The sequence below is a fragment of the Bianquea renquensis genome (assembly GCF_014384895.1).
Taxonomy (GTDB): Bacteria; Bacillota; Clostridia; order Lachnospirales; family Bianqueaceae; genus Bianquea; species Bianquea renquensis.
This window is the reverse complement of record NZ_JACRSQ010000003.1, coordinates 1-24,621: the sequence shown is the minus strand read 5'-3', so window position 1 is coordinate 24,621 and position 24,621 is coordinate 1. Positions and strand designations below refer to the sequence as shown.

Sequence of the window (24,621 nt, the reverse complement as noted above, 5' to 3'; positions counted from 1 at the left end):
CCAGAAACATGCTGGCGGCGGTAAACTGCATGGCTAAACCTACGGGCGACGGCCCTAAAACGGGAGGAGAGTACGCATGTACAGATTTCAGGATCCCCTATATCTACACATTACTCCTTTTTATGAAGCGGATGGAGGTGCAGCAGGGGGAGGAGACGGCGGCCAGGCTGCCGGTCGCGGTGACGACCATGACGTAAAGTCTAAAGACGGAGATAACGGCCAGGAAAAGCCGGAGGAAAAGAAATATACCCAGAGGGATGTCGATGAGGTTGTAAAGAAGCGGCTCGCTCGCGAAAGGCGCAAATGGCAGCGCGAGACGGAAAAGTTGAAGAATGCCCAAAACGTGGACGTAAGCGATCTAGAGGCTCTACGACAAAAAGCGGAAGCGGCAGAGCAAAAAGCGCTTGTCTATGAACGCCGTGAAATGGTGCGCGATAAAGGCGTGCGGGGAAAAATGATGGAGTATGTCATATTTGAAGTCGAGAAACGGGTTACAGACGAGTTCGAGTTTCATGAGGCATTGCAACAGTTTTTGCAGGAGAATCCAGAATTTACCGAGGAAACGGCAATGAGGAAATCTACGACAGGAATGCGCCACGGAAGTTCCGGCGAAAAGTATGGCGTATCCGTGGCGCCATGAGGATGGCAGGTGGAATATGACAATCATTGAAAGGTTAAATCAGTTTTTTTTAAACTGCCCGCTGTTGCAAGAGGGAAAAATCAAGTCCAACTATTTACCAGCGGATGAGCGAGAGTACAGCATCGATGGAATCCCCGCGACGCAGATCATCAAGCAGTATTTGGACGGCAGCAGTATCCGGCAGTACCAGTTTGTGTTTCGCACACAGGCGTACCACAGTCTAGAGTTGAGCGAGGGATTGGCCAACAGTGGCTTTTTTGAGGACCTGGCCGCGTGGCTAGAGGTGCAGACTAAGACAGGGACACTCCCCGACATGGAAGCCGGCAAGGAACTTAGAAAGATTGAAGCACAGAGTACAGAATTTCTGCTTAGCAATACAGCAGACAGTTCTCGATACCAAATACAATGTCGATTAGAATATTATCAGGAGGCGTAAATTTATGGCAAATGAAACGATTATGCGATATCAGATTGCAGACTATTTAAACACGGGTACTGGTGAGACAGAAGCATGGAGCCTCTGCGGCGCAGGATTTAACACGCTAGATGAAAGTCCCGCTGCCCAAATCAACACAAAAACATACGTCAGTGATGCGGCGGCATCCAGCACGATCAAATCGTATCAGCCGCAATTTCCATTTGACACCGACCTCATGAAGTCTGAGGCGGCCATCATGGCGCTATATGAAATTGGACGTAATCAGAAAACTGGCGCCGAGGCTGAGATGGATTATCTGCGCGTGGAACTGTTTGAACCCGTTGCAAGCAAGGAGAACACATTCAAAGCTCGAAAATTTAGAGTGGCAGTTGAGGTTGCCTCGGTGGCAGGCGCCGGCGGAGAAGCCATCCAGGTGACAGGAAATCTGAATAATGTTGGAACGTTTGTGGATGGAGAATTCAACACGGCGACAAAAATGTTTACTGCGGCCGCAGACGTTGAAGCTGGAAATTAAAGGAGGAATAGCGGATGGTTATCAATGGAATCGAACTGGATTTTAGCATTTTTGATGCGGACACAGCCGATAAGTACGAAACTGCGATCCAAGATACAAGAGACCGGCTGGCAAATTTGCAGGACGTTCTCCAGGCAGAGGGGATCGGCAATATGATTCGATCGGCTTGTCAGGCGGTGTTCGAGTGCTTCAATACGATCTTTGGGAAGGGCGCTGACCGGAAGATCTTCGGTGATCAGGTCAATTTCCAGATCTGTATGGACGCCTTTATGGAACTGGATACGAAGGTTGCGCAGGAGATCCAGGACTACGTCCGTGTGATGAATACCTACTCCGCTGCCCGCGTTAAGCGGCAATGAACATCCTGCTCGACCCAGTCCCGACAACAATCGAAATATCCGGTAGCCGATACGAGATCAACTCCGACTACCGGATCTCGATTTTATTCGAAATGCTGCTAATGGACCCGGAAGTGCCGGATAGTCAAAAGTTGTACCAGGGACTCCAACTATACTATCCAGCCATACCAAACGACATTCAGGGGGCCATTGAAAGAGTGCTGTGGTTTTACCGCTGCGGTAAAGAACTGGAGAGGGAAACTGGATCTGGGCGAAGACAGAATCCCATCTATTCGTATGACTACGACGACGCGTATATCTACGCTGCATTTTTGGATCAATATGGGATTGACCTGCAAGATGTGGCCTATCTGCATTGGTGGAAGTTCAAAGCATTGTTTCAGGGGCTAAAACCGGACAATGAAATCGTCAAAATCATGGGGTATCGGGCGATGGAGATTCCAAATGGCATGAGCCGAGAGCAAAAGGAACACTATCGAAAAATGAAGAAGCTGTACGCCATCCCGTTGCCAAAGTCGGAGCAAGAAAAAATCAGCGCCATTGAGGAGGCGCTGATGAATGGTGGAGATCTAAGCGGGTTGCTGTAGGGTTTATTTTAGATCATGATTTTCGTACGCTTTAACTGTACGGGCAGTGGCGTAGCTATTAAAATCGGTCTCATAAATGATGATAACATAGCCGCCCTTTTCGCCTTGGTACTTGTACGTGTAAGTGCGATAGTTGTCGTCATTTGTCTCACCAATCATTTCACCATGGCCGCCAATAATCTCCTCAACTCGGCTTTTCGTCATCCCGGTATGCAATTGCTTAAGCTCTTCTTCACCGATCCCTTTAGAACACGCGGACAAGAACACCATACCTACGCACAATAGCAATACAAACATTTTCTAAATTATACCATATCAGGTTTCAATGTAAAGAGAGGCGATAAAAATTGTCAAATGATGGCTCCATAAAGATTGATACCCAAGTTAACACTGACGAGCTTAAGAAGGTTATGGCTAAGCTGGGCGAATTAGTGTCAAGCGGTTTATCAGGGGTTAAAACTGCGCTTAAAGCAGCAACGGATGCGGTAGCAGCGCTGTCAACAAAGCTTGCCGGTATCGGAAACTCCGCGGTCAAGACCGGCTCAAGTTTTGAGGCTGGCATGAGCCAAGTACAGGCTATATCGGGGGCGACCGCAGATGAACTACAGGCGCTCGCGGATAAGGCCAAGGAAATGGGAGTCAAAACAAAATTCAGCGCGTCGGAGTCGGCTGGGGCCATGAGCGATATGGCCAAGGCAGGTTGGAGGGCTGCGGACATGCTCAGCGGTATCGAAGGGGTCATGTACCTGGCAGCCGCTTCTGGAGAGAACCTGGGGACTGTGTCAAATACCGTAATCGATGCGTTGACAGGGTTCGGATTGCAGGCGAAAGACAGCGCTCATTTTGCTGATGTTTTGACGAAGGCCGCGTTACAATCCCAAACAAATATTTCCGAGATGGGGGCAACTTTCAAACGTGTAGCGCCATTGGCCGGGACATTGGGGTATACCATCGAGGATACGGCGATTGCTGTTGGACTGATGGCAGACGCGGGGATAGAATCGGAGAAGGCGAGCACAGCGCTACAGTCCATGTTCTCAAAGTTGAATGGTGAGGTCCAGGTCAGCGGGGAGGCAATGGGAAATGTTACAATCGCCATGAGCAATGCGGATGGCAGCATGAAGCCGCTTCGGGAGACGCTCATGACGCTGCGCGAAGCCTTCGCGGAAATGACAGAAGAAGAAAAGGTTGCCAATGCAGAGAGTCTCGTCGGCTGTGACGCCATGGCAGGATTTTTAGCGATTGTCAATGGAGGTGAGGAGGATTTCAACCGGTTGACAGAGGCCATTGACAATGCCTCGGACGCCGCACAACAGCAAGCGATCACCATGCAGGACAACCTCAAGGGAGCGCTTACAGATCTTGAGAGTGCAGCGGAAGGACTTGGGATCCAAATTTATGAAGGGGTGCAAGAGCCGTTGCGGGATGTTGTGGATGAGACCACAAAAATGATAGACGGCTTATCGAGGGCGTTTTCTCAGGGCGGATTCGAAGGCTTAGTTTCCGAAGTTGGCAATTTCATATCACAGATTGTGAACGTGATTTCCCGGAGTGCTCCTGATATGATTGCGGTGGGAACCGCCCTGATCTTCTCCCTTTTAACCGGAATTGAAAAAAATATACAGAAAGTGACAAAGTCTGCCTTGGACATCGGCATGGCACTGGTAAATTCCTTCGTTGCTTTCGTGCCTCAAATGGGGGCCATTGGGCTTAGACTGATCTCAGAGCTTGCAAAAAATTTATTTGGATACAAGATTGGGGGAAAAGTCCAGGTACTATGCAGCGAGATTCAGCAGTCGTTTACTACCCTTGTCGAGTCTGCAAAACAGGCTTTCGAACCCTTTGGAACCTTATTCAAAAATGTTGCCGACATGGCGTTGGACATTGCCAATAAAGCCCTTCCGGTGTTGACCGATGCCATTGCCTTCTTGTTTGATACCTGCAGTATTCTTCTCCCCGTCCTCGCCGGAGTGTTGACCGCATTCAAGGCATGGGAAATCGTCACGACGGTTTCGGGTATCCTCAAGACATTTATAGCCTCTTTGCAGACGGCAGCACTGCAAGTCAGCCTCTTTGCAGCTCAGAATGGTGCGGCGGCCGCTGCAACGGCAGCATCCACAGCGGCTCTAAGCGCAAAGGAAGTCGTTGTAGGCCTGTTGACCGGCAAGATTGGTCTGGCAACCGCGGCCCAGGCGGCCTGGAATGCCATTATGTCTGCAAATCCAATCGCTCTTGTCATTGCGGCTGTAGCCGCTTTAGCTGTCGGGATCGGTGCGCTGTGTATGATGCATGAAAAAGAGCAGACATCCGCTGAAAAGTTGGAGGAGACCTATGCCAGGATGGGAGACAGCCTAGGCGGGATTGGTTCCGCTGCCTCTGATTATTATAAGGGAATCGAGACAGCGGGTAATATTCTGGATGATTTCAACACCTCCCTCATTGTGTCCAGTGAGAAACAGCAGGAACTAGCGGCGCAGATGGAGGAGGTACAGGGGCAGATCACCGAAATCGCCAGAACGGCCAGCGAACGGCGCAGGGACCTGACAGAGGAGGAGATCCAGAAGCTGGAGGAGCTCTTTGAGCAGATGCGGAATCTTGCAAAGGGTGAGCTGGAGATCCAACAGCAATACCAGCAGACGGTCATGGACCAGGCAGAGATGTTTGTCCAGACCTTCGATGGGTCGCTGGAAAAATTTAGAGAGGGCTCTCAAAAGTTCATCAATTCCGCAGCGGAGACTCGGCAAGAGGTCGTTGACAAGGCTCAGAGACAGTATGAGGAGGAAACGACTCTCATTCGCACCGCCATGGATGCTAAAAATACGCTATACAGCGAGGCGTTCATGGCAGAGCGGGAGCAGCTGCAATCCCATCTGGAAACCCGCGGAACGCTGTATACGGAGTCCTATCTGGCAGAGCTGGAGGAGCTGCGAAAGCGGCATGAAGAGGCGGGGACCCTGGACAGTGAGTCGTATCAAGTGGAATATGACGCTCTAACGCAAACCTTTTCTGAGCGCGGCGAACTGTACACAGCCCGATACGAAGCGGAGTTGGAGACAATTCGAAAGCGTCATGCGGATGAAAAGACTCTGTACAGTGAGGCCTACAATGAGGAGCTTTTGGCTGCCCAGGGAAACTATGATGCGGCTGTGGAGGCGGCCGATAAAAAATGTATTGATACCATCCAGATCATGTCCGATGGGTATGAAGATTTGGCAGGCATTCGAGCAATCTTTGAACAGGGAGAAAGGGAGACAAATGCAAAGGTTACGGAAGAGAGCGAACGCTACATTGAAGACCTCAACGATATTGCTAATAGACGTAGAATGTATAACGAATATCATGGATATGAGACAACGAGGGCTACGAAAGGATTTAATCGTCAGATAGAAGAGGCAGACCAAGAACATGCTATCAACCTGGAACGAATCAATTCGGAATGGCTGGCGAATCTCGACAAGAATTCACAGGATCAGCTAGGGATCTGGCTGGCAAACCTAGCCACTACAGAGATGTATGGCGGCGAAATTTCGGATGAGAACCAAGAGATGGTAGATAAAATTTTAGAGGCCTATGAGCACTTACCCGATGATGCCAAGCAAAACATGCAGAATACTATGAGTGGAATGCTGGAGGGGATGGAAAAAAATGAGCCCACGCTGTTTTCCAAAGCGAGTAGTATCGCAAATGGCGTTTTATCGAAGCTGAAAAAAGCTTTTGACATTAATTCCCCATCCAGGAAAACGCGCGCCATATTCAGAGACGTTATGGAAGGCGCGGAGTACGGTTTAGAAGATGAGACCCCGAAGCTCTATCAGCAGACAGAGACGATTTCTAAAGGCGTTCTGGGGGCATTTGACGGCTCCATGGCCACCCTGGTGGATAGGATGAAAGCTGCCGTATCCCATGAACAGTATCGCACTGGCATGGGCTCAATGGCCAATGCAGGCTATGTCTCAGCGACAACATCCACCCAGCGGATCCAGCAGCCGGAAGCCAACCATGGCCCGACATTAGTTGAGGCACACGTGCATTTAGGCGATGCAACGGAGTTGGCCGTAGCATTGACACCGGCCATCGAAAAAGAAATGGCCTTTGCAGGAGGATGAGAATGGATATACTAAATTTTACTGACTATGGCGCGAGGCTGGTGGAGTACGCCGTCCAGTCCGATCACATTGCGAACACCTACTACCTCGGCAAAAACGCCAGTACGCCGCTGCTCTTGGAGTCCGAGCGATCCATGCGAAGTCTGTCTGTCAATCTGGAATTTCGAGGAAAAGACCGGCAGGAGACGACGCAGAGAATCTCCAACTTTACGGCGGCAGTCGCAGGTAAATGTGAAATCAAGTTGCCAGACGCCTACTACTATACTTGCATTTTTCAGAGTGCGTCAGAGCCAACCGTGACCTTGCCCACCATGATGGATGTAGCCTTTACCTTTTCGGCGATCCGCCATGGCGCAGAGGTCACAACCACGTTGACGCAGGCTTCGCAAGGCGTCAACGTCCAAGGAAACACAGAGGCGGAATGTGTTTTAACCATCACGCCGGCCGCTGACCTGGACAGTGTTACTGTCATGGGAATTACGGTCTATAACCTGGCCGCTAATATACCAGTGATCATCGACGGGCGGAATAAATTGGTCACAGAAGGCGGCGGCAATAAGTTTGCTGATACCAATTTGATCTCCTTCCCACGGTTAAAACCCGGACCGTGTACCATCGCGATTTCGGACCCATCGAACGTTACAGTCCAGCTTTCCTACTTTCCAATCTATATCTGAGGAGGTGACCTATGCTCACACTATATAATTCGAGCGGCGTACCGGCGTATCCGTTGGATGTGCCGGCTGCGTCGTTTTTTATTACCCATGTCTATGGAGGACTGGACACACTGAGTTTTGATATCAGCCCCAAGCATCCTGTATATGTGAATATTGCAGAAGAAATCCAGGTGGAGTATGCGGATATCCTCTACAAAATCAAATCGGTCAATGAGCGGGCGACAACCTCCACCATCGGTTGCATCGTAGACCTAGACTTTTTAAAAGAGACAGTCCATCTCACCTACACCAGTTCAGCGCGCTCACTGCGAGAGGTATTGTCAGATGCCTTGCACGGGTGGACGCTGGAGGACGTAGATCTGGTTACAGTCCGGCCCAATATGGAGTTAACCAACTGCACGGATTACGATATTGTCATGCAGGCGATGGAGACCTATGGCGTTGTTTATGAGTGGCATAACAAGAATCATCGCCTCAAGATCATCAAGCCAGAGCTAATCCAGCCGAGTGGCCAGTATCTCACAGATGAATTGAATCTAAAGCAGCTTACATTCAAGGGAAGTTCCAGTGACATCATCACGCGGCTATATCCCATAGGGAAGGACGGCTTGACCATCGCGGAAGTCAATGGGGGCAAGGCCTACGTGGAGGATCGATCCTACTGTGACCAGGTCATCTCCGCAATCTGGTCCGATGACCGGTACACGGACGCACAGAGTCTCAAAAACGACGCGCTGGAGCGGCTTAAGACAACAGCATATCCGGTCCGGTCCTATGAGTGTAGCGTTCAAGACTTGGCAAAGATAGAGGCAGCGTACAGTCATTTGAGCTTTGAGCTCTACCAGATCGTCACCCTGATCGACCGGCAGAGACAGACGAGGATCGACCATCGAGTCATGGAGTATAAAGAATACCCCCTGCAACCGGACCTAAACGTGGTGACACTTGCAAATGTGGCCACGAAAATCACAGCGGAGATTAAGCGCGTTGAGACCAAGTTCGATGGAGAGATCGAGGTAGACCGGCGAGTTCTTAAGGAACTGCGGGAGGACGCGGACTCGATGTCAATTCGAATCTCCAACACTTACACCAAAGGCGAGACAGATACGGAGATCGCCAGCCAGATCACACAGGCGACGGGCAACATCCGTCTCGAAGTCTCAGAGACCTATGCGACGAAAGCGGAGGTCGAACAAATCCAGGTGGGCGGCCGAAACCTCCTGGCAAACTCCGATATCATGGAGACGCGGACAAAAGATGCGACTGATACAAAAATGTACTCGCTACAAGTGGTAGACGGCTATGATCTGGATACCCTCATCAACGAGGAGTTGACGGTATCAGTCTATATGTACAGCCCGGGCGAACGCGACTGGAGTTTGGTAGAAAGCGTCGGTATGCGAAATCGGTTCGGGATATATGTCTATATCATGTGGGCGAACGATGCTGGAGGGACAGAGGCAACCTCCCCCAATACGAATCTGCTCAGTCAAGCAGTTGACGGGAAGCGCATACACGCCACAATCACAGCGACGCCGCCAGAGGGGTACACCCATATGACCAAATGTGCGGTATATGTCTGTGTGTATGCACGGCCGGCATCGACCAACGATGCAACCTGGGTGCTATCTCAGCCGAAGCTGGAGCTTGGCAACAAAGCGACTGACTGGACACCTGCGCCAGAGGACACAAGCGAAGCGATCAACGAGGCTATGACGACCGTGATCGAGAGGACAAGCGCGGCTCTTGATATCGCCAACGACAACATCCTCAGCACGGTTGCCAGTGAGTACAGCAAAAAGAGTGAACTGGAAGAGGTCCGGCAATACACGGATACGAAAGTCCAACAGACGGCCGACAGCATCACCTACACCTTTTCGACGGTCCAGGAGGCTCTCGATCTGCTAGACGGCAAAGTAGACCAAAACAAGCTAGATTTGGAGGAATATATCCGTTTTGCAGGCGCTCTCATTGAACTTGGCAAACGAGGCAGTCCTTTTGTTGCAAAGCTGGACAATACGAAGCTTGCATTTTTACAGGACGGCCGAGAGATCGCCTATATCAGTAATAACACGCTCAACATTACGGATGCAATTATCAAGGGCAAGCTGACGATGACCATGGTTGGTGGCTTTTTTGACTGGGTGCCAGAGCAAAACGGCAGCATGAGCCTAGTATGGAGGGATGCATAAGATGGCAATTGCAGTCGGCGGGACCGAGTACGTATACGGGACCTGCAAATATTATACCAACACAAGTAGTGCGATGCGGTACGAATGTCGGTTGGCGGTGACGCTGAATAGTCAGTCCACAGCCAACAACACCTCGACCGCAACGCTAGTACTCCAGGTGCGATCTACCAATAGCAGCTACACGACAAAAAATACACAGACCAGTGTAATCAACGGGACGACGATGGCCAGTGGCGCGAGCTTTGACATGAGCAATACCAACGTGTGGCAGACCTTTGCAAGCCGGACGCAGACTGTCACACACAATGCAGATGGCAGCTACACGTTTCCGGTGTCTGCGTCCTTTACCACGAATGCGACGACATCCGCGTGGTCGCTGAAATCGGGGTCCGTCTCTGGCTCCGTCACGTTGGCAACCATACCGCGGGCGTCGTCGATCAGCTGTGGCTCCATTGCGCTGGGGAGCGCGGGAACCATCACAATCAGCACGGCGAGCAGTAGTTTTACCCATACGATTACGGCGGCTTTTGGCAGCACATCCACCACCGTTATAACCAAAACAAGCAGTACAAGTGTCCCCTGGACGCCATCGCTGTCTTGGGCATCGCAAATTCCGTCGGCAACGTCAGGTACCTGTACGTTGACCTGTATCACGTATTCGGGGAGTACGGAGGTGGGACGCAAGGCGATCTCCATATCATTGACAGTGCCAGCATCCGTCAAGCCATCGCTGACCAGTCTAACGGCGACAAGGGTAGATGGATCCGTACCGTCAGCCTGGGCAACCTACGTCAAGGGCAAGTCGAAAGTCACGCTGGCGATTAGTGGCGCGGCGGGGAGCTACGGCAGCACAATCAAAGGCTATAGCATCAGTGGAGGAGGATACAGTAGTACCGCGTCAAGCTATACGACAGGCTACCTCAACACGACGGGGACCATTACCTTTACGGCGTACGTCACCGACAGCCGCGGCCGAAAATCCGATTCCAAGACGGTCAGCATTACAGTCTATGACTACACAGCGCCGACGATCACAGCATTTACAGCATTCCGCTGTAATAGCTCCGGGACGGCGGATCCCAGCAATGGCACCTATATCAAATGCAGTGGCAGTTATTCAATTGCCTCAGTCAATGGTAAAAACAGTGCAACGACGCACGCAACTTATTACCGAGCAAAGGGAGCGAGTAGCTGGACGGGTGCGCGTGATCTGACATCCGGAAGCTCCGTCATTATTGGTAGCGGAAATTTTGCGATAGCAACAAACTATGAGGTCCGGCTTGTAGTGACAGATGCGTTAGGGTCCTCCGTAGACCTCATTGTACTTGTGAGTGCGGCGGAACGAGTGATGAATATTGGCCCTCATGCAGTGGCCTTTGGTATGATGAGTACAGCGTCGAAACGGGTTGAATCTGCATGGCCAATGTATGTACAGGGAGATCGAGTAGCAGCGATCGAATATGGCACCTGGACGCCGATCTTAGGCAACGAATCAGTCGATGAGATACCTCTCACATATACGGCGCAGCGTGGGTACTATTGCCGTGTTGGAAATCTATTGCATGTATCTATCTCAATCAACGCAGCGGGCGCTGTGACATCTTATGGCGACACAAGAGTCTATATCCGTGGGCTATCATTTGAGCCAGTCTACACAGAGTCAACTGGGATGATTTCGATCAGCGGGCTCGCCAGTAGTTACACAAGCAAGGCGCCAGGTGCATTAGGGCCATACGCAGACTATATCGTTATAATGGGAAACGACATGAATAGCCTGCGATGGAATCAGTTTTCTGACGCGAACAAAAAGCTTTTTTATGGCGCAGCAACATATATAGTCAAGTGGTGACGGAGGGGCGATCGATGGAGCAGCAACTGAGCCCGGTGGAGCAAGCCTATCGGGAACTCATCAACAGTCTGATGACGGAGAATGTGTATCTCCGGGCACGAGTCATTGAACTGGAACAGGCGCAGAAGGTAGAGATGGAAAGGAAAGAAGAATAATGGACTGGATTGCAGAATATTTGCCCAAGTTGGTATACTGGGCGATCACGGGTGCATTAGCGGTGGTATGTGGCACGTTATGGAAACGCGTGCAGAAAACACATGCCCAAGAGGCAGTGGAGCGGAATGCAATACGCGAGGGAGTGATCGCCATGCTTCACAATACGCTATATCGAATCCACCGCATCTATATGGATCAAGGGTACTGTACACTGGGCGATAAAAAGAGCATCGAGAGTATTTATGAGGCATATTCCAAGCTAGGCGGAAATGGAACAGGGAAGCAGGCCTATGAGGAAATGATGAGTTTACCCACCGAACCGATGGAAAAATAGGGAGGAATGGTCATTGAATATTGAATTTCTGCGAGAATACATGATACCTGTAGTGCTGGGGATCTGTTTAGTTATTGGATGGCTAATTAAGCACTGCACTCCGATACCGAACCGGTTTATACCGCTGATTGTCTCGGTATTAGGCATATTGTTGGCCATATGGGTGAAAATGAGCCTGACGCCGGATGTATTGTTGGCGGGGATGACATCGGGATTGGCGAGCACTGGGATGCATCAGTTGGTGGATAAATTAGTACAAGGCCAAAAGGAGGAGTAAAGATGCTGGATATCCAACAAAAGATCATCAAGTACAATTTTACAAAAGGCCGAACAGGCGTTGACTATATTGTCATCCACGATACCGGAAATACAAATGCCGGCGCCGATGCAGAGGCCCACTACAACTATTTTGGCGGCGCCAATCGTAACGCCAGCGCCCATTACTTTGTCGATGATCACCAAATCATCCAAGTCATTGAGGACAGCAATGCGGCATGGCACTGCGGAGATGGAAAGGGCAAGTACGGCATCAAGAATAGCAACTCCATTGGCGTCGAAATCTGCGTCAATCAGGATGGAGACTATGATAAAGCGGTTTCAAATGCAGTAGAACTGGCGGCGACACTGCTCAAAAAATACAACCTGAGCCTTGACCGGCTCAAGCGACACTACGATGCCAGCCGGAAAACGTGTCCCGCCTCCATGTCGGCCAACAACTGGGCAGCGTGGGAACTGTTTGTGTCTGCGGTCAAGGCGGCGTTGGACGGGACAACGGCGGCGCCATCTCAAAAGCCGGTTGTATTCGGTCATGTTGCCAATGTGCAGCGCTGGCTTAACCAGGAGTACGGCTTTGCCCTAGAGATCGACAACAGCGCAGGACCCTTGACCTGGACGGCGCTGCGAAAAGCCCTTCAGATGGAGATCAACCGGCAGGGTGGAGCAGGCCTAGAGATTGACGGGAGTATTGGCCCGAAGACAAAAGCGGCGATCATCTACACAAAGCGCGGAACAAAAGGTAATATCACAAAGCTGGTTCAGGCGGCGCTGTATTGCAAGGGCTACGATCCAAATGGCCTAGACGGCGGCTTCGGTCCAGGGACGGAGGCCGCGGTGCGCAAGTATCAGGCGGATCATGGATTGACGGTGGATGGTATGGCTGGGCGGGAGACACAGGTTAGCTTGTTTCGCGTATAAAAAAAGAGCCCCCAGTGTGGGAGGACCCCATAAGCAGATTGGCCCCGGATCATTCCGGGGCCTTTATACTTGATAAATCTTACTGTGATACTTGCTAAACATATAAATCATCGCATGACTAAAATAGGGCAACTGCGACCTTTTGCACAAATCTGATTTATCAGGTCAACTGTGCATAAAGAATAAGTATATGGTTTCGTCCAGAACACTATATCTCACCTCCTTTCGCATGATCAGACTCAAGAGTTAATTGGTCTATAAAATCGTTAAATATTGTTTTTGCCCGTTTTATGTATTCCATATTCAGATGTAGATATATTTCAGGGCCGATCTTTCTGATTCTTGTTAAGGTTAGCTCTTCTAAGAGATCGTCAACATATCTTCCAATTGATGAGCGTGATACATGTAGAGCTCGGGACAACTGTGAAATGGTTAAATCCCTCTTGAAAAGCTCTTTAATAATATCTAGCTTCACAGTATGACCAAAGGATTTCATAATAGATTCTATCGTCATAAAACTATAATCTACAGTTTGCTGCAAGATGGCACAACAATCACAACCTAACAGAAAAGTATAGTTTGTATTGTCGCATTGATACATGATTACATACTGAGAGAGATAACAAACAGAATACCTCTGGGCCTGAAAATTAAAAAACTCGTTTGTAATCTTGGAACAGCTTTTCAGTGCAACACTGCGGAGCTCTTCCGAAGTAAACGTATCTATGGATTTTTTTGCAATTTGCTCACATTTTTTATGGTATGCGCGAATTATAGGTAATAGGGCGGTTAAAAACTCTATGAGAGTATCAACCAAACCACTAAAATGGTAAAAGAAATAGGAGAGACTCGAGATGTCCATGTGTTTGCTTAACGCGATAATCGCATCGGATATGGCTTCGCCTTTGTTTTGAAGGACATCGTCCACATCGACAGAGCATCCACAAAGCAGTTTGGTTAGAACGAAACGTTTGAACCTGGGTTTATTCTTTAGTCCATTAATAAAGTCTTCAGGAGAATCAGCATAGAAGTTATAAGTATCTTGAAAATAGTCAGTCATAATACAGGGGGTTTTGCCATTATAGAAAAATAATGGATAGAGAACGGATGGCGGATCTAAGACATGCTTAGCCCGACGAATGGTATCGTAATGATAAAGAATGTCTTTGATTTCTGTATATTGCTGAATATTACATTCGACATTATGTCTGCTGAAAAAAACGGTTGTATAGAAAAGCATATCATATACAATACCAGGAGACTCAAGATAATTCATCTTCAATCACTCCAATCAAAATAATATGTCTTAATATTACCATAAAAATGTGAATAGCGCAAGAAAAATTAAATATAATTAAAGACTAAAATCATACGGCATTACGCCGTCAATGTCAAGGCAGGAGGCAGCGACTGTGGATGGTTATGGGAAATAGCCCAATAGCTCTCAATTGGCCTTTGGACTGTTGCTATCTGGTATGATAAGTTGGCATTCGCCAGTATGAATCGCCTTCGGCAGAGCCTGACCGACAACAGCGCAGGTCAGCTCCTCCAGATGCATGAGGTTAAACGCCGAGCGCCGTCCAATCTTGCTAGAATCACACAGAAAGACAGAGCGTCCGGCGTTTTCAATCATCGCCCGGCGCAGCGCCGTCTCCGCCTCTGAATAATCCGAGATCCATCCATCCTCGCTGAGCCCGCTGGAGGAGAAAAAACATACATCCGCATTGAAACCTCTCACCGTTTTCTGAGCGATGGGCCCGGCAAAGGCCATGGAACATTCAATCAGCTCGCCTCCCGTTGAATAGGCGCGAATCCCCGCTTTTCCCAGCATAACGGCGGCATGGACACCGTTGGTAATCACCGTCAAGTTATGAATATCTTTAAGAAGGCCTATCAGCGGCAAGACGGTCGTCGATCCATCCATAAACACAACGTCGCCTTCCCGCACCAACCGCGCAGCCGCCTTACACAGGCGAAATTTTTCTCGCTTGTTATAGGTATTGCGGAATTGGATCGGAATTTCATTGTTGGGCTCCAGGTTTAGCCGAACGCCTCCGTGACTTCTCTGAACAAGTCCCTGACTTTCTAGCTTAGCCAGATCCCTTCGAATCGTCGGCAGGCTGACATACAGCAATTCAGCCAAATACCCAACGGTAACAGTTTTCTTTTCCTGCAAAATCCGCAGGATCTCCTCCTGCCTCTGGATCGTAATCATTGCGGCCCTCCTGATCGTTTCTGATCGCCATTCATTTTTTGCGCCATGAATTGAATGAACTTGATCGATATGATACAATTCTATCATACGACACCATGTTGTCAAGAAGGGAGAGTCATTTATGAGAAAAATGCTGATTGCCGGACACAGAGGCAATCCCGTCGACTATGCGGAGAATACGATGCCATCGTTTCAATCGGCTGTGGATTTAGGCGTGGATATGATCGAGACGGATATCCATATGACGAAGGATGGAAACCTGGTTCTGATCCATGATCCATCGTTGGATCGGACCACCGATGGACATGGCTTGGTCCGAGATAAAACGCTATCGGAGATTCGTCGCTGCAATGCGGCTACAAAAGAGGGGGGCACTGAGCGAATTCCCACCCTGGACGAATTCCTGGACGAATTCGTGCACTATCCGAACCTGCAATTCAATCTGGAGTTAAAGGATTATCCAAGCGAGTGCGGCGCTGCCTTTGGCTACGAGTGTGTGGTCAAAGTCATCGACAGCGTGGAACGGCATGGTTTGGCTGAGCGCTGTATCCTTAACAGTTTCAACGCACAGCTCCTGGAGTACATTCACGCGAAGTATCCCCACCGTTATCGTCTGCACGGCTTCTACCCCTACCGATTTTTGCTCGATCAAAGCCGGGATCCAGCGGAATACCTTTACTGTGCCTGCCTCGTGGATGGGTCTCCATGCCCGCGCCAATCCTACTTCGACGATCTGTTGGCCAGGGGGATTGAACCGTGGCTCGGCGCATCCCTGACAGAAAGGGAAGATTTCGCCCTGGCAATCCAGCGGGGTGGGCGGCTGGTAACCACCAATGATCCCCGCACGGCAATCTCCATTGTATCCGCACTCTCGGAGGAAGAATGCCATGGCTGATGTGAACACCTGGAAAGTCGTCGCCTTCGATCTGGATGGGACTTTGACTCAGCACAAATGTAAGCTTGACGTCGATAATCGCCGGATATTGGAGCGCCTCGGACAGCGCTACCAGTTGCTCATCGTCGGCGCGGGCTCCTGCCGCCGCATATGGGAGCAGCTAGACCGCTATCCCCTCGATATCATTGGCCACTATGGGATGCAAGCGGCATCCTGCCATGACGGGGAGCTCCAGATTACAGACGATCAATCTGTCCCGGTAGATCGAAAGTGGGCCTTGACGCAGGCGATGTCTCTGCGCAAGCAGTGGGGACTTGAACGGTATCAAGGTGACAGTATGGAATTTCACGCGTCCGGTCTGATGACGTTCCCCCTCCTTGGAACAGCCGCCTCTCTGGAAGACAAGCTGGCCATGGACCCTTCGCGTGGATTCCGGCGGCGCATGCTGTCCACCGTCCGCGCCGCGTTCTACCCGTATACAGTCTTCGTGGGAGGCTCCTCCTCCTTTGACATCGTGCCACAGCCGTACAATAAACGAAACGCGCTGGACGCCTACTGCCGACGCCACCAGTTGTCAACTTCCGAGATTGTCTATATCGGCGACGACTACGGTTCCGGAGGGAATGACGAGGATGTGTACCGATCCCCCTATACCTTTCTGTGTATTGATGACTACAGGCAGCTGGCATCCTGTGTTTCTAAGCTGCTATAATGTAAAATGGATATGAGAGCAAAAGTATCAGACGCAGACACCGCGTATGCGCATAACGAATCCAAAGTAAGCAAAAAAATGCTCAGTCTAAACTGGGCATTTTTTTGATTGATCCAAACCTACCGCAGCTCTGGCACCACGTCCGGCGGCGTTTGCCCGGAAGCGAAAGCGTGCATATTCTGGGCAGCGCGCAGAAACATGGCGTCTCGAGTCTCATGGGTTGACGAGCCGATGTGGGGCGTTGTCACAACATTTGGAAATTTAAGGAGTGGGTTGGCGGGATCAAGGGGCTCCTGCTGGTAAACATCAAGCCCGGCTCCATATAGGTATCCCTGAGAAAGGGCCTCAACCATCTCCGATTCCCGCACAACAGCGCCCCGGGAGGCGTTGATAAAGATGGCGGTCCTTTTCATCTTCCGGAATTCTTCAAGGCCGATCATACCTTCGGTCTCCTGGGTAAGAGGCGTCATGACCAGGATATAATCCGAAGTTCGCAGTAACGTGTCCATGTCCGTGTATATCGCTTCCCGGGTGGAGGAGAGGGGCTTGCGGTTGTGATATTGGACGCGCATAGAGAAGCCGAGACGGCATCGATGTGCCACGGCCTGCCCGATGCGCCCCATCCCGATGATGCCCAGAGTCTTTTTACTAAATTCCAGCCCAAAGAGCCCGCGTCCCTCCTGACCAGTCCAGCGCCCTTCTTTTACATACCGGTCTAGCTCGCTGATCCTACGGGAACATGCCAGCATCAGGCCAACGATGACGTCGGCGACGGCGTCATCCAGTACAAAGGGGGTGTTGGTGCCCATGACACCATGGCGGCGCATAGCGTCAAGGTGAAAATTATTGTACCCAACCCCAACATTGCTGGCGATGCGCAGTAGGGGCGCATGGGACAGCAGCGCTTCATCGACCTGCAATGAAGCGGGAAACAGTGCTGCCGCCTGAGACAAGTCCCGATGTAAAGTATCTGAATTGTTCGGATCGGTATAGATCAGCTCGAAGTCCTGCTGGAGCAGTTCACGGGTCTCAGGGGGGAGCGAGGGCTGTGCGATGACAAGTTTCGGTTTCGGCATGAATAGGGCCTCCTTAAATGTAGGGTATCGTGAATAACGTCCGCCTCACGGCAAACTCTCCTATAGCATGAAAAGAGCCGAACGCCGTGTGGACATTCGACTCTTCCTCTCAGAAGCGCGAAACGGGACTCGAACCCGCAACCCCCGGCTTGGGAAGCCAGTGCTCCGCCAATTGAGCCATTCGCGCATTGCATCTATTATTATATGATATCTTGTCTGTTTTTGCAAGCCCTTTTTTATTTTTTTTCTTTGGCATTAGGCGTAAGCTAAATTGAACAAGCCCCCACAGGGCGCCGGTTCCCCTGTGGAGGCTTTCTCCCATCAATCGCAGACGATGGTAAACTCTCGAGGCCCTTTCTTTTGGAGGTGGATGTTCTCGGTAAATTGCTTCCCCCTACAAGTAACAGTGAGGGAATACCGGCCAAAGAAGCCGTGGAAGGATGCCTCCGCCATGTCGCCTGTGTCAAGAGTGGCGCAGGACGTCCATTCCCCATGGATTAGATGCTGTAAAACCTCGTAGGCTGGTTTTGGCGTAAAATCTGCGCGAAGCAGACCGCCATAATACGAATTTTCTGCGCCATATGCGCTGCCGTCGGCGAGATTCCACCATACAATGGACTCGGTGTTAGAATGGGAAAACCAGATGCGGTACAGATGGCGGACGATCTCAGCTTGAACAGCTTCATCACCGGCTTCCTCCGAGTAGGCGGGAATCGTGACTTCTGAGATCTGCACGGGGCGGTGGAATTGTCCATAACAGTCCATAACATTATAAAGGTGCCGGGGATTGTAGAACAGCCTCGTGGCCGCCGCCTCCTCGTCACGGGAATAGAACATGTGAAACTGCATCCCGATCCCATCAATACGTACACCTCGGCCCAGCAACCCCTCAATTAGCATATAATACTGACTCCGGGAATAATTGAACACATTCCAGATATTGCAGTGGGCATCATTGATCAGAAGGTGGTTATGGGGGAAGCAGCGCGCCGCCTCCTGAAAGCTCCAGTCTAGATAGTCTGGCTCCCAATAAAAGGGGGAGATGCCGTTGACATACAGTGTTTCATTGATGACTTCCCAGTCAGGGATTCGATGCTGATACCGGGAGGCGAGCTCCTCCATCCGCTTTGCATAGAGCCGCTTGATAGCAGGGACTTCACGCGGCACCCAGTCTGGCATCCATGTATCATAGACAAGGCAGTGGGCCTTGGGAATGATCTGATGTTGTTCACAAAATTCCAGGGCCAGATCCAAAGGTGGGCGGCGATAGACTTTCGGACTATTCTTAGAGAACCGGACCTTTCCCGGTTCCGGCTCAAGATCTTTCCAATAGATGGGCAGTGTGGCGTGATTGAAGAGCTTACAGAACGCATCCTGATACGCCTCGTTAGAATGGGGGTCTTCGTACTCGCCCAACATAAAGAGATTCGCGCCAAATTTGAAGTCATGGGATATCTGTTTGACCTCCACCTGCACGTGGGGGAGTGGATGTCCCTCTTTATCGACGAAACGCAGATAAGCGTAATCCATCCGGTGTTCCTGGATTCCGCGCTGAATACGGCCTTCCATATAGTCCTCCTGCTGCCGGAAGGCGGACAGGATCGTTTCCATTCTGGATTGCATGTGGATTCCCTCCTCGATTCATATAGATTGTATCCATCGTACCAGAAGATCACGTCCACTTCATCAAATATATTTTGATCCTGTGAAATCATATTACGGAGCTAACCATATAAAATTCGGATCTTCCACCAGGTCGTCCAAACTATAGACAAAAAGGATTTGATCAGCGGAAGTATCCTCAAGGAGGGAGAGGCCGCCGGACGGGCGATAGTACCGCAGATCAATCAGATCGATCTCACGAAAATGAGCCGCCAGAAAGGGAGCCAGACAATTTGCAAAGGAATCTTTCAGGATGAGCAGTGTTCCGCCGCTGGCAGAGGGATTGACAATGCGGGTCAGCGCGTGATTTCCGTTTAGAAAGACACTGTAGGGATCATCGCCGTCCAGATTGTCCAGATAAAACATGGAGGATGAGGCGGAAGCCTCGCCGGCGGGGTCTTCATAAATCAAAACCTGGACAGGCAGAGATAAATCCCAGATTTCCATAGTATCCGGTTTCACTCCCCACAGTGCGCTTTTGGAGTAGGATGTCCCGTAGAAATCTGGATGCGCGGTAACCTGAAATTGCCTTGAGGGCGTAGGGGAGATGGACCATTGGGATAGGAGGGCTTCATAGGCGCGATAAGCGCCAAGACTGGTCCAGTGGTGATCCGTTCGGTAATACAGCGGTTCCAGTTCAGCCAGCGGACCAAAGCTAGCGGAGAGATCAATCCATGTGGCGGAGGATTCCAGCTGTGTCTCTGCGAGAGACAGGAGCTCCGCATCATAGTAGACATCATGGTTCTGAGGAAGTTTATCGGGCAGGACTGCGCCGGTAGACGGCACGATCATCACCGCTGCAGGGATCTCCGAGGCGCTGAGAAAGCGCTGGATATAAGAGAGATTTCTGGTTAACGCCTCATAGTCAGGGGGTGTTGGCTCTCGAAGCAGATAGCCGTCTTTTCCAGCATAAATGCCATTCCAACCATTCCGGCCAGTGGCTAGGCAAAAATAGGAATAGGCGCCAACCCACCAGGTGCGGCCCGGGATATGGTCGGACAGATATCGATCCATCCCCGCTTCGAAGTTGCCATTGGCTATGGCAGAGAGGGAGACAGGGGGAAACGGCTCCAGTGTCCTCTTTTCCACTGAGGAAACGGATTTTGGGGGGAGACATAGAAAGAGAATCAAGATGATGGCGAGAAAACCGCAAAAGAAAGCGATCAATGGCCAATTTTTCTGGGATGTATCCACGGCTGACACCTCGTTTTTGCTACTTGCTCTTAACCAAATCGCTGCGCAATTAAAATCGAAAATATAGAAATGGGTTATAGCTCTGGCTCACAAGCGCCGCGACACAGAGAAGCAGGGTGAGACTGCAAAGGGTGAATTCTGCGGCGGCGGCACAGCGGCCTGTGGGAATCTTGGCATACAGTGTCCTGCCTAAAGGCGTCGAAGCGACGATTCCCGCCAGCAGTAAAGGGAGGTAGGACAGAGCCAGGTATCCCGCATGGGGCGAGAGAAGAGATCCCTGATAGGTAAACATGGAGGTTAGATAGAGTCTCAGCTGTCCCAGATCCTCGAAGTAGAACAGCATCCATCCCAAGAGGATGCACAGGAGGCTGTACCCATGGGCGATGCCGGCGGGGGCGCGGTCCAGCCATTTTTTGAGAAATAATTTTTCAAGAGCTAACAGTGCGAAATAATAGAGCCCCCACAGAATATAGTTATAATTGGCTCCGTGCCAGAGTCCTGTCAGAAACCAGACGATCAAAAGGTTGAGGATGGTCCGGCCTAATCCGCGGCGATTGCCGCCCAATGGAATATAGACGTAATCGCGAAACCATGTGCTCAGAGAGATGTGCCAGCGGCGCCAGAACTCGGAAATGCTTCTGGAGATGTATGGATAGTTAAAATTTTCCATAAACTCAAAGCCAAAAAATTTTCCGAGGCCTCTTGCCATATGGGAATATCCGCTGAAATCGAAATAGATCTGTAGAGTAAAGGCAGCAGCGCCCAGCCAGGCGCCGGCCAGTCCAGGTTGAGGGCTTGCCCGGAGGCCGTCCCACAGAAGCCCCATGGGATTGGCCAGCAAGACTTTTTTTGCAAGCCCAACCACAAAAAGGCGGATTCCTTCCGTGAACTGAACCGCGTTTTCGTGGCGTTCTATCAGCTGAGCGGCCACATCCTTGTACCGGACGATGGGGCCGGCGATCAGCTGCGGAAACAGAGAGACATAGGCCCCGTACGCCACCACGTTGCGCTGCGCGTCCGTATCGCCCCGGTAGACGTCGATGGTATAGGACATCGTCTGAAAAATGTAAAAGGAAATACCGATGGGCAGCGGGACCACAGGCGCCGGTAAGTTTGAAAAGAGAGGGATCGCCCTCATAATGTCCGCCAGAAAGGCAGAGTACTTAAAAAATCCAAGGAGTGCGAGGCTGGTAGCGATGGAGAGAATGACGAAGGCCTTTGCCAACCGTCCATGCTGGCGGTATCGCTGGATTAGCAGTCCAAAGCCGTAGCTGGACAGGATGGAGAACAGCATGATACTCAGAAAAACCGGCTCCCCCCAGCCATAAAAAAGTAGGTTTGCAAGCAATATGAGAGTATTGCGGAGCCGTCTCGGAGAACAGTAGTATAGGAGAAGGACAAGGGGAAGAAATAAAAAGAGAAAGACAAGGCTGGAAAAAACCACAAGATCATCCTTTCATCGATGCGGTTCCATTATGCGGGGAGAATTAGAAAAGGCTGTCGACGGCCTTCTGCGCTGCTTTCCAGTCGCCGTCAATGAAAAGGATGACAAATTGTCCGCGCCGTGCCACCACAGCATTGTTCAGCTTCGGAATCTCATCGGGGCGGTAATCCGCATATACGTCCTTCTGTGTTGCGATTCGGTCACGGATTCGATCCTCGATGGTATTGGCGGCGGAATCGCTGACCGCTTTCCAGACGGAAACTTCGTCCACTGTGCCACTATTTCCAATATAGAGGCTGGCGTCCGCAACCTCCTCCGATGTCAGGCCATACAGAGACAGGGCGGCGTCAAGGTCGAGCTTGGACAGTGGAGAATCACCGGTGGAGGAGTCGGACAATGTCTTGGCCGCCGTCTGAGGGTCCAGGTCTACCGCTTTTTGAGAGCAACCGGCCAGGCACGCCAGGAGCATGATCAGGATGCAAACTTTTTTCATGAGGGGTCTCCTTTCAGGTGGGTTCGCAGATAATCCACCCAGATTTGGCAATATTGTATGTTAGGGTGGATGCCGTCGGCTGCCGCCTCGTCCGGCAGGCAGCCGTCACGGTCCCGCATTTCGGATCCAGGATCTAGATACCCTGCGCCTGTCTCGGCGGCCAGGGCTTCCAACAGATGATTGTATTCCTGGATGCGAGTGTTGTTGGTATTGTATTCATTTTTTGCTGATGCGGCCGCCGACACAGGAAATAGAGACTGCACATAGATGTCCGCGCCCGGCTGGCGCTCTCGGACAGCACCGATGACCTTAGCGTACTCTTCTTTAAAGATCTCAGGATAGACCCATCCAAGTTCATTTTCTCCGAACACGAGAATGACAGTTTTGTACTGTTTGGCATTCAATTCATCGATGACAGGGATTGTGCTCCCAACGACGGATTCTGTGAAAACAGTCCGGACAGTTAGGCCCACTCGGCCGTAGAAATCCGCCGATGGAATCAGGCCATAATTCTTTAGGTCAAAGACGAAAGAATTGCCAACAAAGGCCGTGTCCAGAAAGGGGTCAGCGAGATCCTCAAGGTCCGCAGTGGAAGATTCCACCGGCGGGGGAGGCGCGGATACGAGAGCAGATTCTTCCTCAGAGTCTGGGGCAGAAGAGTTTGCTTTCGGGTAGGACGTCTCCGACTGCGAGGAAGCCAACGTTTGACGCTGCCGAACCACCGAGATTGTGATCAGGAGGAGACAGAGGGCGAATGCGCTGACAAGAGCGAGAAGAGTATAGGAAAGTTTATGTAGTTTCATGGGAATCCTCCATGCCGGAGCGACGGATCGCAGGGCATATGCCCGAAATATGGATTTCGCGCTACGCTTAACTTCGAATTTTGGCACGAATAAAGGGAAGGCTTGCGGTTCGCCTTCACCATAGCTTTAATACTACTCCTGCGGATTTTAAAAGTCAATGGCTGTCCAGGAGTTTAACAATGTTTAATGGTTGCTTCAAGGATTGTAATCAGTTTGTAATACTTGCAAAAATAAACACAAAACCTGTACAATCCTGAATAACGGGCAAAAGCTCTTGAAAAAAAAGGGATCGCCGGTATATAATAAATTCGGTGGAGAGAATGAAAGAGAAAGGATGAAACCCAATGTCCTATCATGAGAAGCCCAAGAGATTAAAGAAAGGCCTTTTGCAGCGATTTATTCAATATTACAAGCCGCACAAAGCATTGTTCATCACAGATATGATCTGCGCGACCTTTGTGGCCCTTGTGGATCTGGTATTTCCAAGTGCGACACGAACAGTTCTGTCAGATGTCTTGCCAAACAAGCAGTACCATACCTTTTTTCTCATCGTGACTGTCATGGCGGTTCTGTACGCGCTTCGGGCTGCGGCGGAATATTTTATCAATTATTGGGGGCACTTGTTGGGGGTCCGCATGGAATACGATATGCGGAATGATTTATTCTCTCATCTACAAAAAATGTCCCTTACCTTTTACGATAAAAACCATACAGGTCAGCTGATGTCCAGAGTGACAAACGATCTTTTTGAGATCACAGAGCTGGCCCACCATGGGCCGGAGGATTTGTTTTTATCCATTGTGATGTGATCAGCCCCATGTCAAGTAGACAAGCGAAATATCTAAAATAAGATTATAGGCATCCGCCATATCTGTGTTCAGATATGGCGGATATTTATGTTATACACACCATTTGGCCTTATAGGCTTCTATCCGCTTGTTTTCGGCAATCGGATACTGGATTGCTGTTTCAGAACCCAGTGCCTCTCGCCTTACCTCAGATGGTGTTTTACAATGAAATCTGGCCTGTGGTCTTTCTTCCGCATAAAATTTCATATATCCATCAATGGCTGAACGCAGA

Annotated in this window: 26 protein-coding genes and 1 tRNA gene; 16 read left to right on the top strand and 11 right to left on the bottom strand. The window is 50.4% G+C overall.

Annotated elements, in window-relative coordinates; all coding sequences use genetic code 11:
• Positions 1-76 precede the first annotated feature (76 nt).
• Genes H8730_RS02990 through H8730_RS02970 form a run of 5 tightly spaced genes read left to right on the top strand, consistent with a single transcriptional unit; the run spans position 77 to position 2,539 of the window.
• Positions 77-640: a hypothetical protein gene (locus H8730_RS02990; protein WP_177714361.1), complete on the top strand. Its 564-nt coding sequence runs from the start codon at positions 77-79 to the stop codon at positions 638-640.
• 16 nt (positions 641-656) lie between these two features.
• Positions 657-1,076 (top strand): hypothetical protein, encoded by a 420-nt coding sequence (locus H8730_RS02985; protein ID WP_177714362.1) that lies wholly within the window; start codon positions 657-659, stop codon positions 1,074-1,076.
• A gap of 4 nt (positions 1,077-1,080) precedes the next feature.
• Positions 1,081-1,593 (top strand): hypothetical protein, encoded by a 513-nt coding sequence (locus H8730_RS02980; protein ID WP_177714363.1) that lies wholly within the window; start codon positions 1,081-1,083, stop codon positions 1,591-1,593.
• A gap of 14 nt (positions 1,594-1,607) precedes the next feature.
• Positions 1,608-1,952 carry a DUF6673 family protein gene (locus tag H8730_RS02975; RefSeq protein ID WP_177714364.1) on the top strand — a complete coding sequence of 115 codons (345 nt, stop codon included), beginning with the start codon at positions 1,608-1,610 and terminating at the stop codon, positions 1,950-1,952.
• Positions 1,949-2,539, top strand: coding sequence for a bacteriophage Gp15 family protein (locus tag H8730_RS02970; RefSeq protein WP_177714365.1), 591 nt, complete (start codon positions 1,949-1,951; stop codon positions 2,537-2,539). The genes H8730_RS02975 and H8730_RS02970 overlap by 4 nt, the downstream gene beginning before the upstream one ends.
• A 3-nt stretch (positions 2,540-2,542) precedes the next feature.
• Here the strand turns inward: H8730_RS02970 and bamE are convergent, their stop codons facing one another.
• Positions 2,543-2,809 (bottom strand): outer membrane protein assembly factor BamE domain-containing protein, encoded by a 267-nt coding sequence (bamE, locus tag H8730_RS02965; RefSeq protein WP_283243843.1) that lies wholly within the window; start codon positions 2,807-2,809, stop codon positions 2,543-2,545.
• 77 nt (positions 2,810-2,886) lie between these two features.
• Between bamE and H8730_RS02960 the strand changes: the two genes are divergently transcribed.
• Genes H8730_RS02960 through H8730_RS02925 form a run of 8 tightly spaced genes read left to right on the top strand, consistent with a single transcriptional unit; the run spans position 2,887 to position 13,047 of the window.
• Entirely contained in the window at positions 2,887-6,645 is a 3,759-nt protein-coding gene (locus H8730_RS02960; protein ID WP_177714367.1) for a phage tail tape measure protein, read from the top strand.
• Positions 6,646-6,647: 2 nt separating this feature from the next.
• Complete coding sequence (locus tag H8730_RS02955; protein ID WP_177714368.1) at positions 6,648-7,322, top strand: hypothetical protein; 675 nt, start codon at positions 6,648-6,650, stop codon at positions 7,320-7,322.
• An 11-nt stretch (positions 7,323-7,333) separates the two neighbouring features.
• A complete protein-coding gene (locus H8730_RS02950; protein ID WP_177714369.1) occupies positions 7,334-9,514 on the top strand; it encodes a phage tail protein in 2,181 nt (726 codons plus the stop codon).
• Between the two features lies 1 nt (position 9,515).
• Positions 9,516-11,363, top strand: coding sequence for a DUF859 family phage minor structural protein (locus tag H8730_RS02945; RefSeq protein WP_177714370.1), 1,848 nt, complete (start codon positions 9,516-9,518; stop codon positions 11,361-11,363).
• A gap of 14 nt (positions 11,364-11,377) precedes the next feature.
• Positions 11,378-11,518 carry a hypothetical protein gene (locus H8730_RS02940; RefSeq protein WP_177714371.1) on the top strand — a complete coding sequence of 47 codons (141 nt, stop codon included), beginning with the start codon at positions 11,378-11,380 and terminating at the stop codon, positions 11,516-11,518.
• The gene (locus H8730_RS02935; RefSeq protein ID WP_177714372.1) at positions 11,518-11,853 is read left to right on the top strand and encodes a hypothetical protein; all 336 of its coding nucleotides are present in this window, start codon (positions 11,518-11,520) and stop codon (positions 11,851-11,853) included. The genes H8730_RS02940 and H8730_RS02935 overlap by 1 nt, the downstream gene beginning before the upstream one ends.
• A 13-nt stretch (positions 11,854-11,866) precedes the next feature.
• Positions 11,867-12,130 (top strand): phage holin family protein, encoded by a 264-nt coding sequence (locus H8730_RS02930; protein WP_177714373.1) that lies wholly within the window; start codon positions 11,867-11,869, stop codon positions 12,128-12,130.
• A gap of 2 nt (positions 12,131-12,132) precedes the next feature.
• A complete protein-coding gene (locus H8730_RS02925) occupies positions 12,133-13,047 on the top strand; it encodes an N-acetylmuramoyl-L-alanine amidase (protein WP_177714374.1) in 915 nt (304 codons plus the stop codon).
• A gap of 208 nt (positions 13,048-13,255) precedes the next feature.
• On the opposite strand, the gene H8730_RS02920 is transcribed toward H8730_RS02925, so the two are convergent.
• Both H8730_RS02920 and H8730_RS02915 read right to left on the bottom strand, forming a co-directional pair.
• On the bottom strand, positions 13,256-14,323 hold the full coding sequence (locus H8730_RS02920; RefSeq protein WP_177714375.1) for an ArsR/SmtB family transcription factor: 1,068 nt from the start codon (positions 14,321-14,323) through the stop codon (positions 13,256-13,258).
• A 168-nt stretch (positions 14,324-14,491) separates the two neighbouring features.
• Positions 14,492-15,262, bottom strand: coding sequence for a DeoR/GlpR family DNA-binding transcription regulator (locus H8730_RS02915; protein ID WP_177714376.1), 771 nt, complete (start codon positions 15,260-15,262; stop codon positions 14,492-14,494).
• A gap of 121 nt (positions 15,263-15,383) precedes the next feature.
• Here H8730_RS02915 and H8730_RS02910 point away from each other — a divergent pair, with 121 nt between their 5' ends.
• Together H8730_RS02910 and H8730_RS02905 are read left to right on the top strand one after the other, a co-directional pair.
• Complete coding sequence (locus H8730_RS02910; protein WP_177714377.1) at positions 15,384-16,157, top strand: glycerophosphodiester phosphodiesterase; 774 nt, start codon at positions 15,384-15,386, stop codon at positions 16,155-16,157.
• Complete coding sequence (locus H8730_RS02905; protein ID WP_177714378.1) at positions 16,150-16,869, top strand: HAD-IIB family hydrolase; 720 nt, start codon at positions 16,150-16,152, stop codon at positions 16,867-16,869. Before H8730_RS02910 ends, H8730_RS02905 begins: the two co-directional genes overlap by 8 nt.
• A 119-nt stretch (positions 16,870-16,988) precedes the next feature.
• Here H8730_RS02905 and H8730_RS02900 read toward each other — a convergent pair whose 3' ends face one another.
• The 7 genes from H8730_RS02900 to H8730_RS02870 form a co-directional block, all read right to left on the bottom strand.
• A complete protein-coding gene (locus H8730_RS02900) occupies positions 16,989-17,945 on the bottom strand; it encodes a 2-hydroxyacid dehydrogenase (protein WP_177714379.1) in 957 nt (318 codons plus the stop codon).
• 114 nt (positions 17,946-18,059) lie between these two features.
• A tRNA-Gly gene (locus tag H8730_RS02895) sits at positions 18,060-18,132 on the bottom strand.
• Between the two features lie 134 nt (positions 18,133-18,266).
• Positions 18,267-19,568 carry an endo-1,4-beta-xylanase gene (locus H8730_RS02890; protein ID WP_177714380.1) on the bottom strand — a complete coding sequence of 434 codons (1,302 nt, stop codon included), beginning with the start codon at positions 19,566-19,568 and terminating at the stop codon, positions 18,267-18,269.
• Positions 19,569-19,661: 93 nt separating this feature from the next.
• Positions 19,662-20,801 carry a DHHW family protein gene (locus H8730_RS02885; protein WP_177714381.1) on the bottom strand — a complete coding sequence of 380 codons (1,140 nt, stop codon included), beginning with the start codon at positions 20,799-20,801 and terminating at the stop codon, positions 19,662-19,664.
• Positions 20,802-20,850: 49 nt separating this feature from the next.
• Complete coding sequence (locus H8730_RS02880) at positions 20,851-22,245, bottom strand: MBOAT family protein (RefSeq protein ID WP_177714382.1); 1,395 nt, start codon at positions 22,243-22,245, stop codon at positions 20,851-20,853.
• Positions 22,246-22,288: 43 nt separating this feature from the next.
• On the bottom strand, positions 22,289-22,738 hold the full coding sequence (locus tag H8730_RS02875) for a DUF4358 domain-containing protein (RefSeq protein WP_177714383.1): 450 nt from the start codon (positions 22,736-22,738) through the stop codon (positions 22,289-22,291).
• The gene (locus H8730_RS02870) at positions 22,735-23,541 is read right to left on the bottom strand and encodes an SGNH/GDSL hydrolase family protein (protein WP_177714384.1); all 807 of its coding nucleotides are present in this window, start codon (positions 23,539-23,541) and stop codon (positions 22,735-22,737) included. The genes H8730_RS02875 and H8730_RS02870 overlap by 4 nt, the downstream gene beginning before the upstream one ends.
• 344 nt (positions 23,542-23,885) lie before the next feature.
• Between H8730_RS02870 and H8730_RS02865 the strand changes: the two genes are divergently transcribed.
• Positions 23,886-24,350, top strand: a complete 465-nt coding sequence (locus H8730_RS02865) for an ABC transporter transmembrane domain-containing protein (protein WP_249289358.1) — start codon at positions 23,886-23,888, stop codon at positions 24,348-24,350.
• Positions 24,351-24,440: 90 nt separating this feature from the next.
• Here H8730_RS02865 and H8730_RS02860 read toward each other — a convergent pair.
• The coding region (locus H8730_RS02860) for a hypothetical protein (protein ID WP_249289356.1) at positions 24,441-24,621 on the bottom strand (181 nt) is incomplete at its 5' end.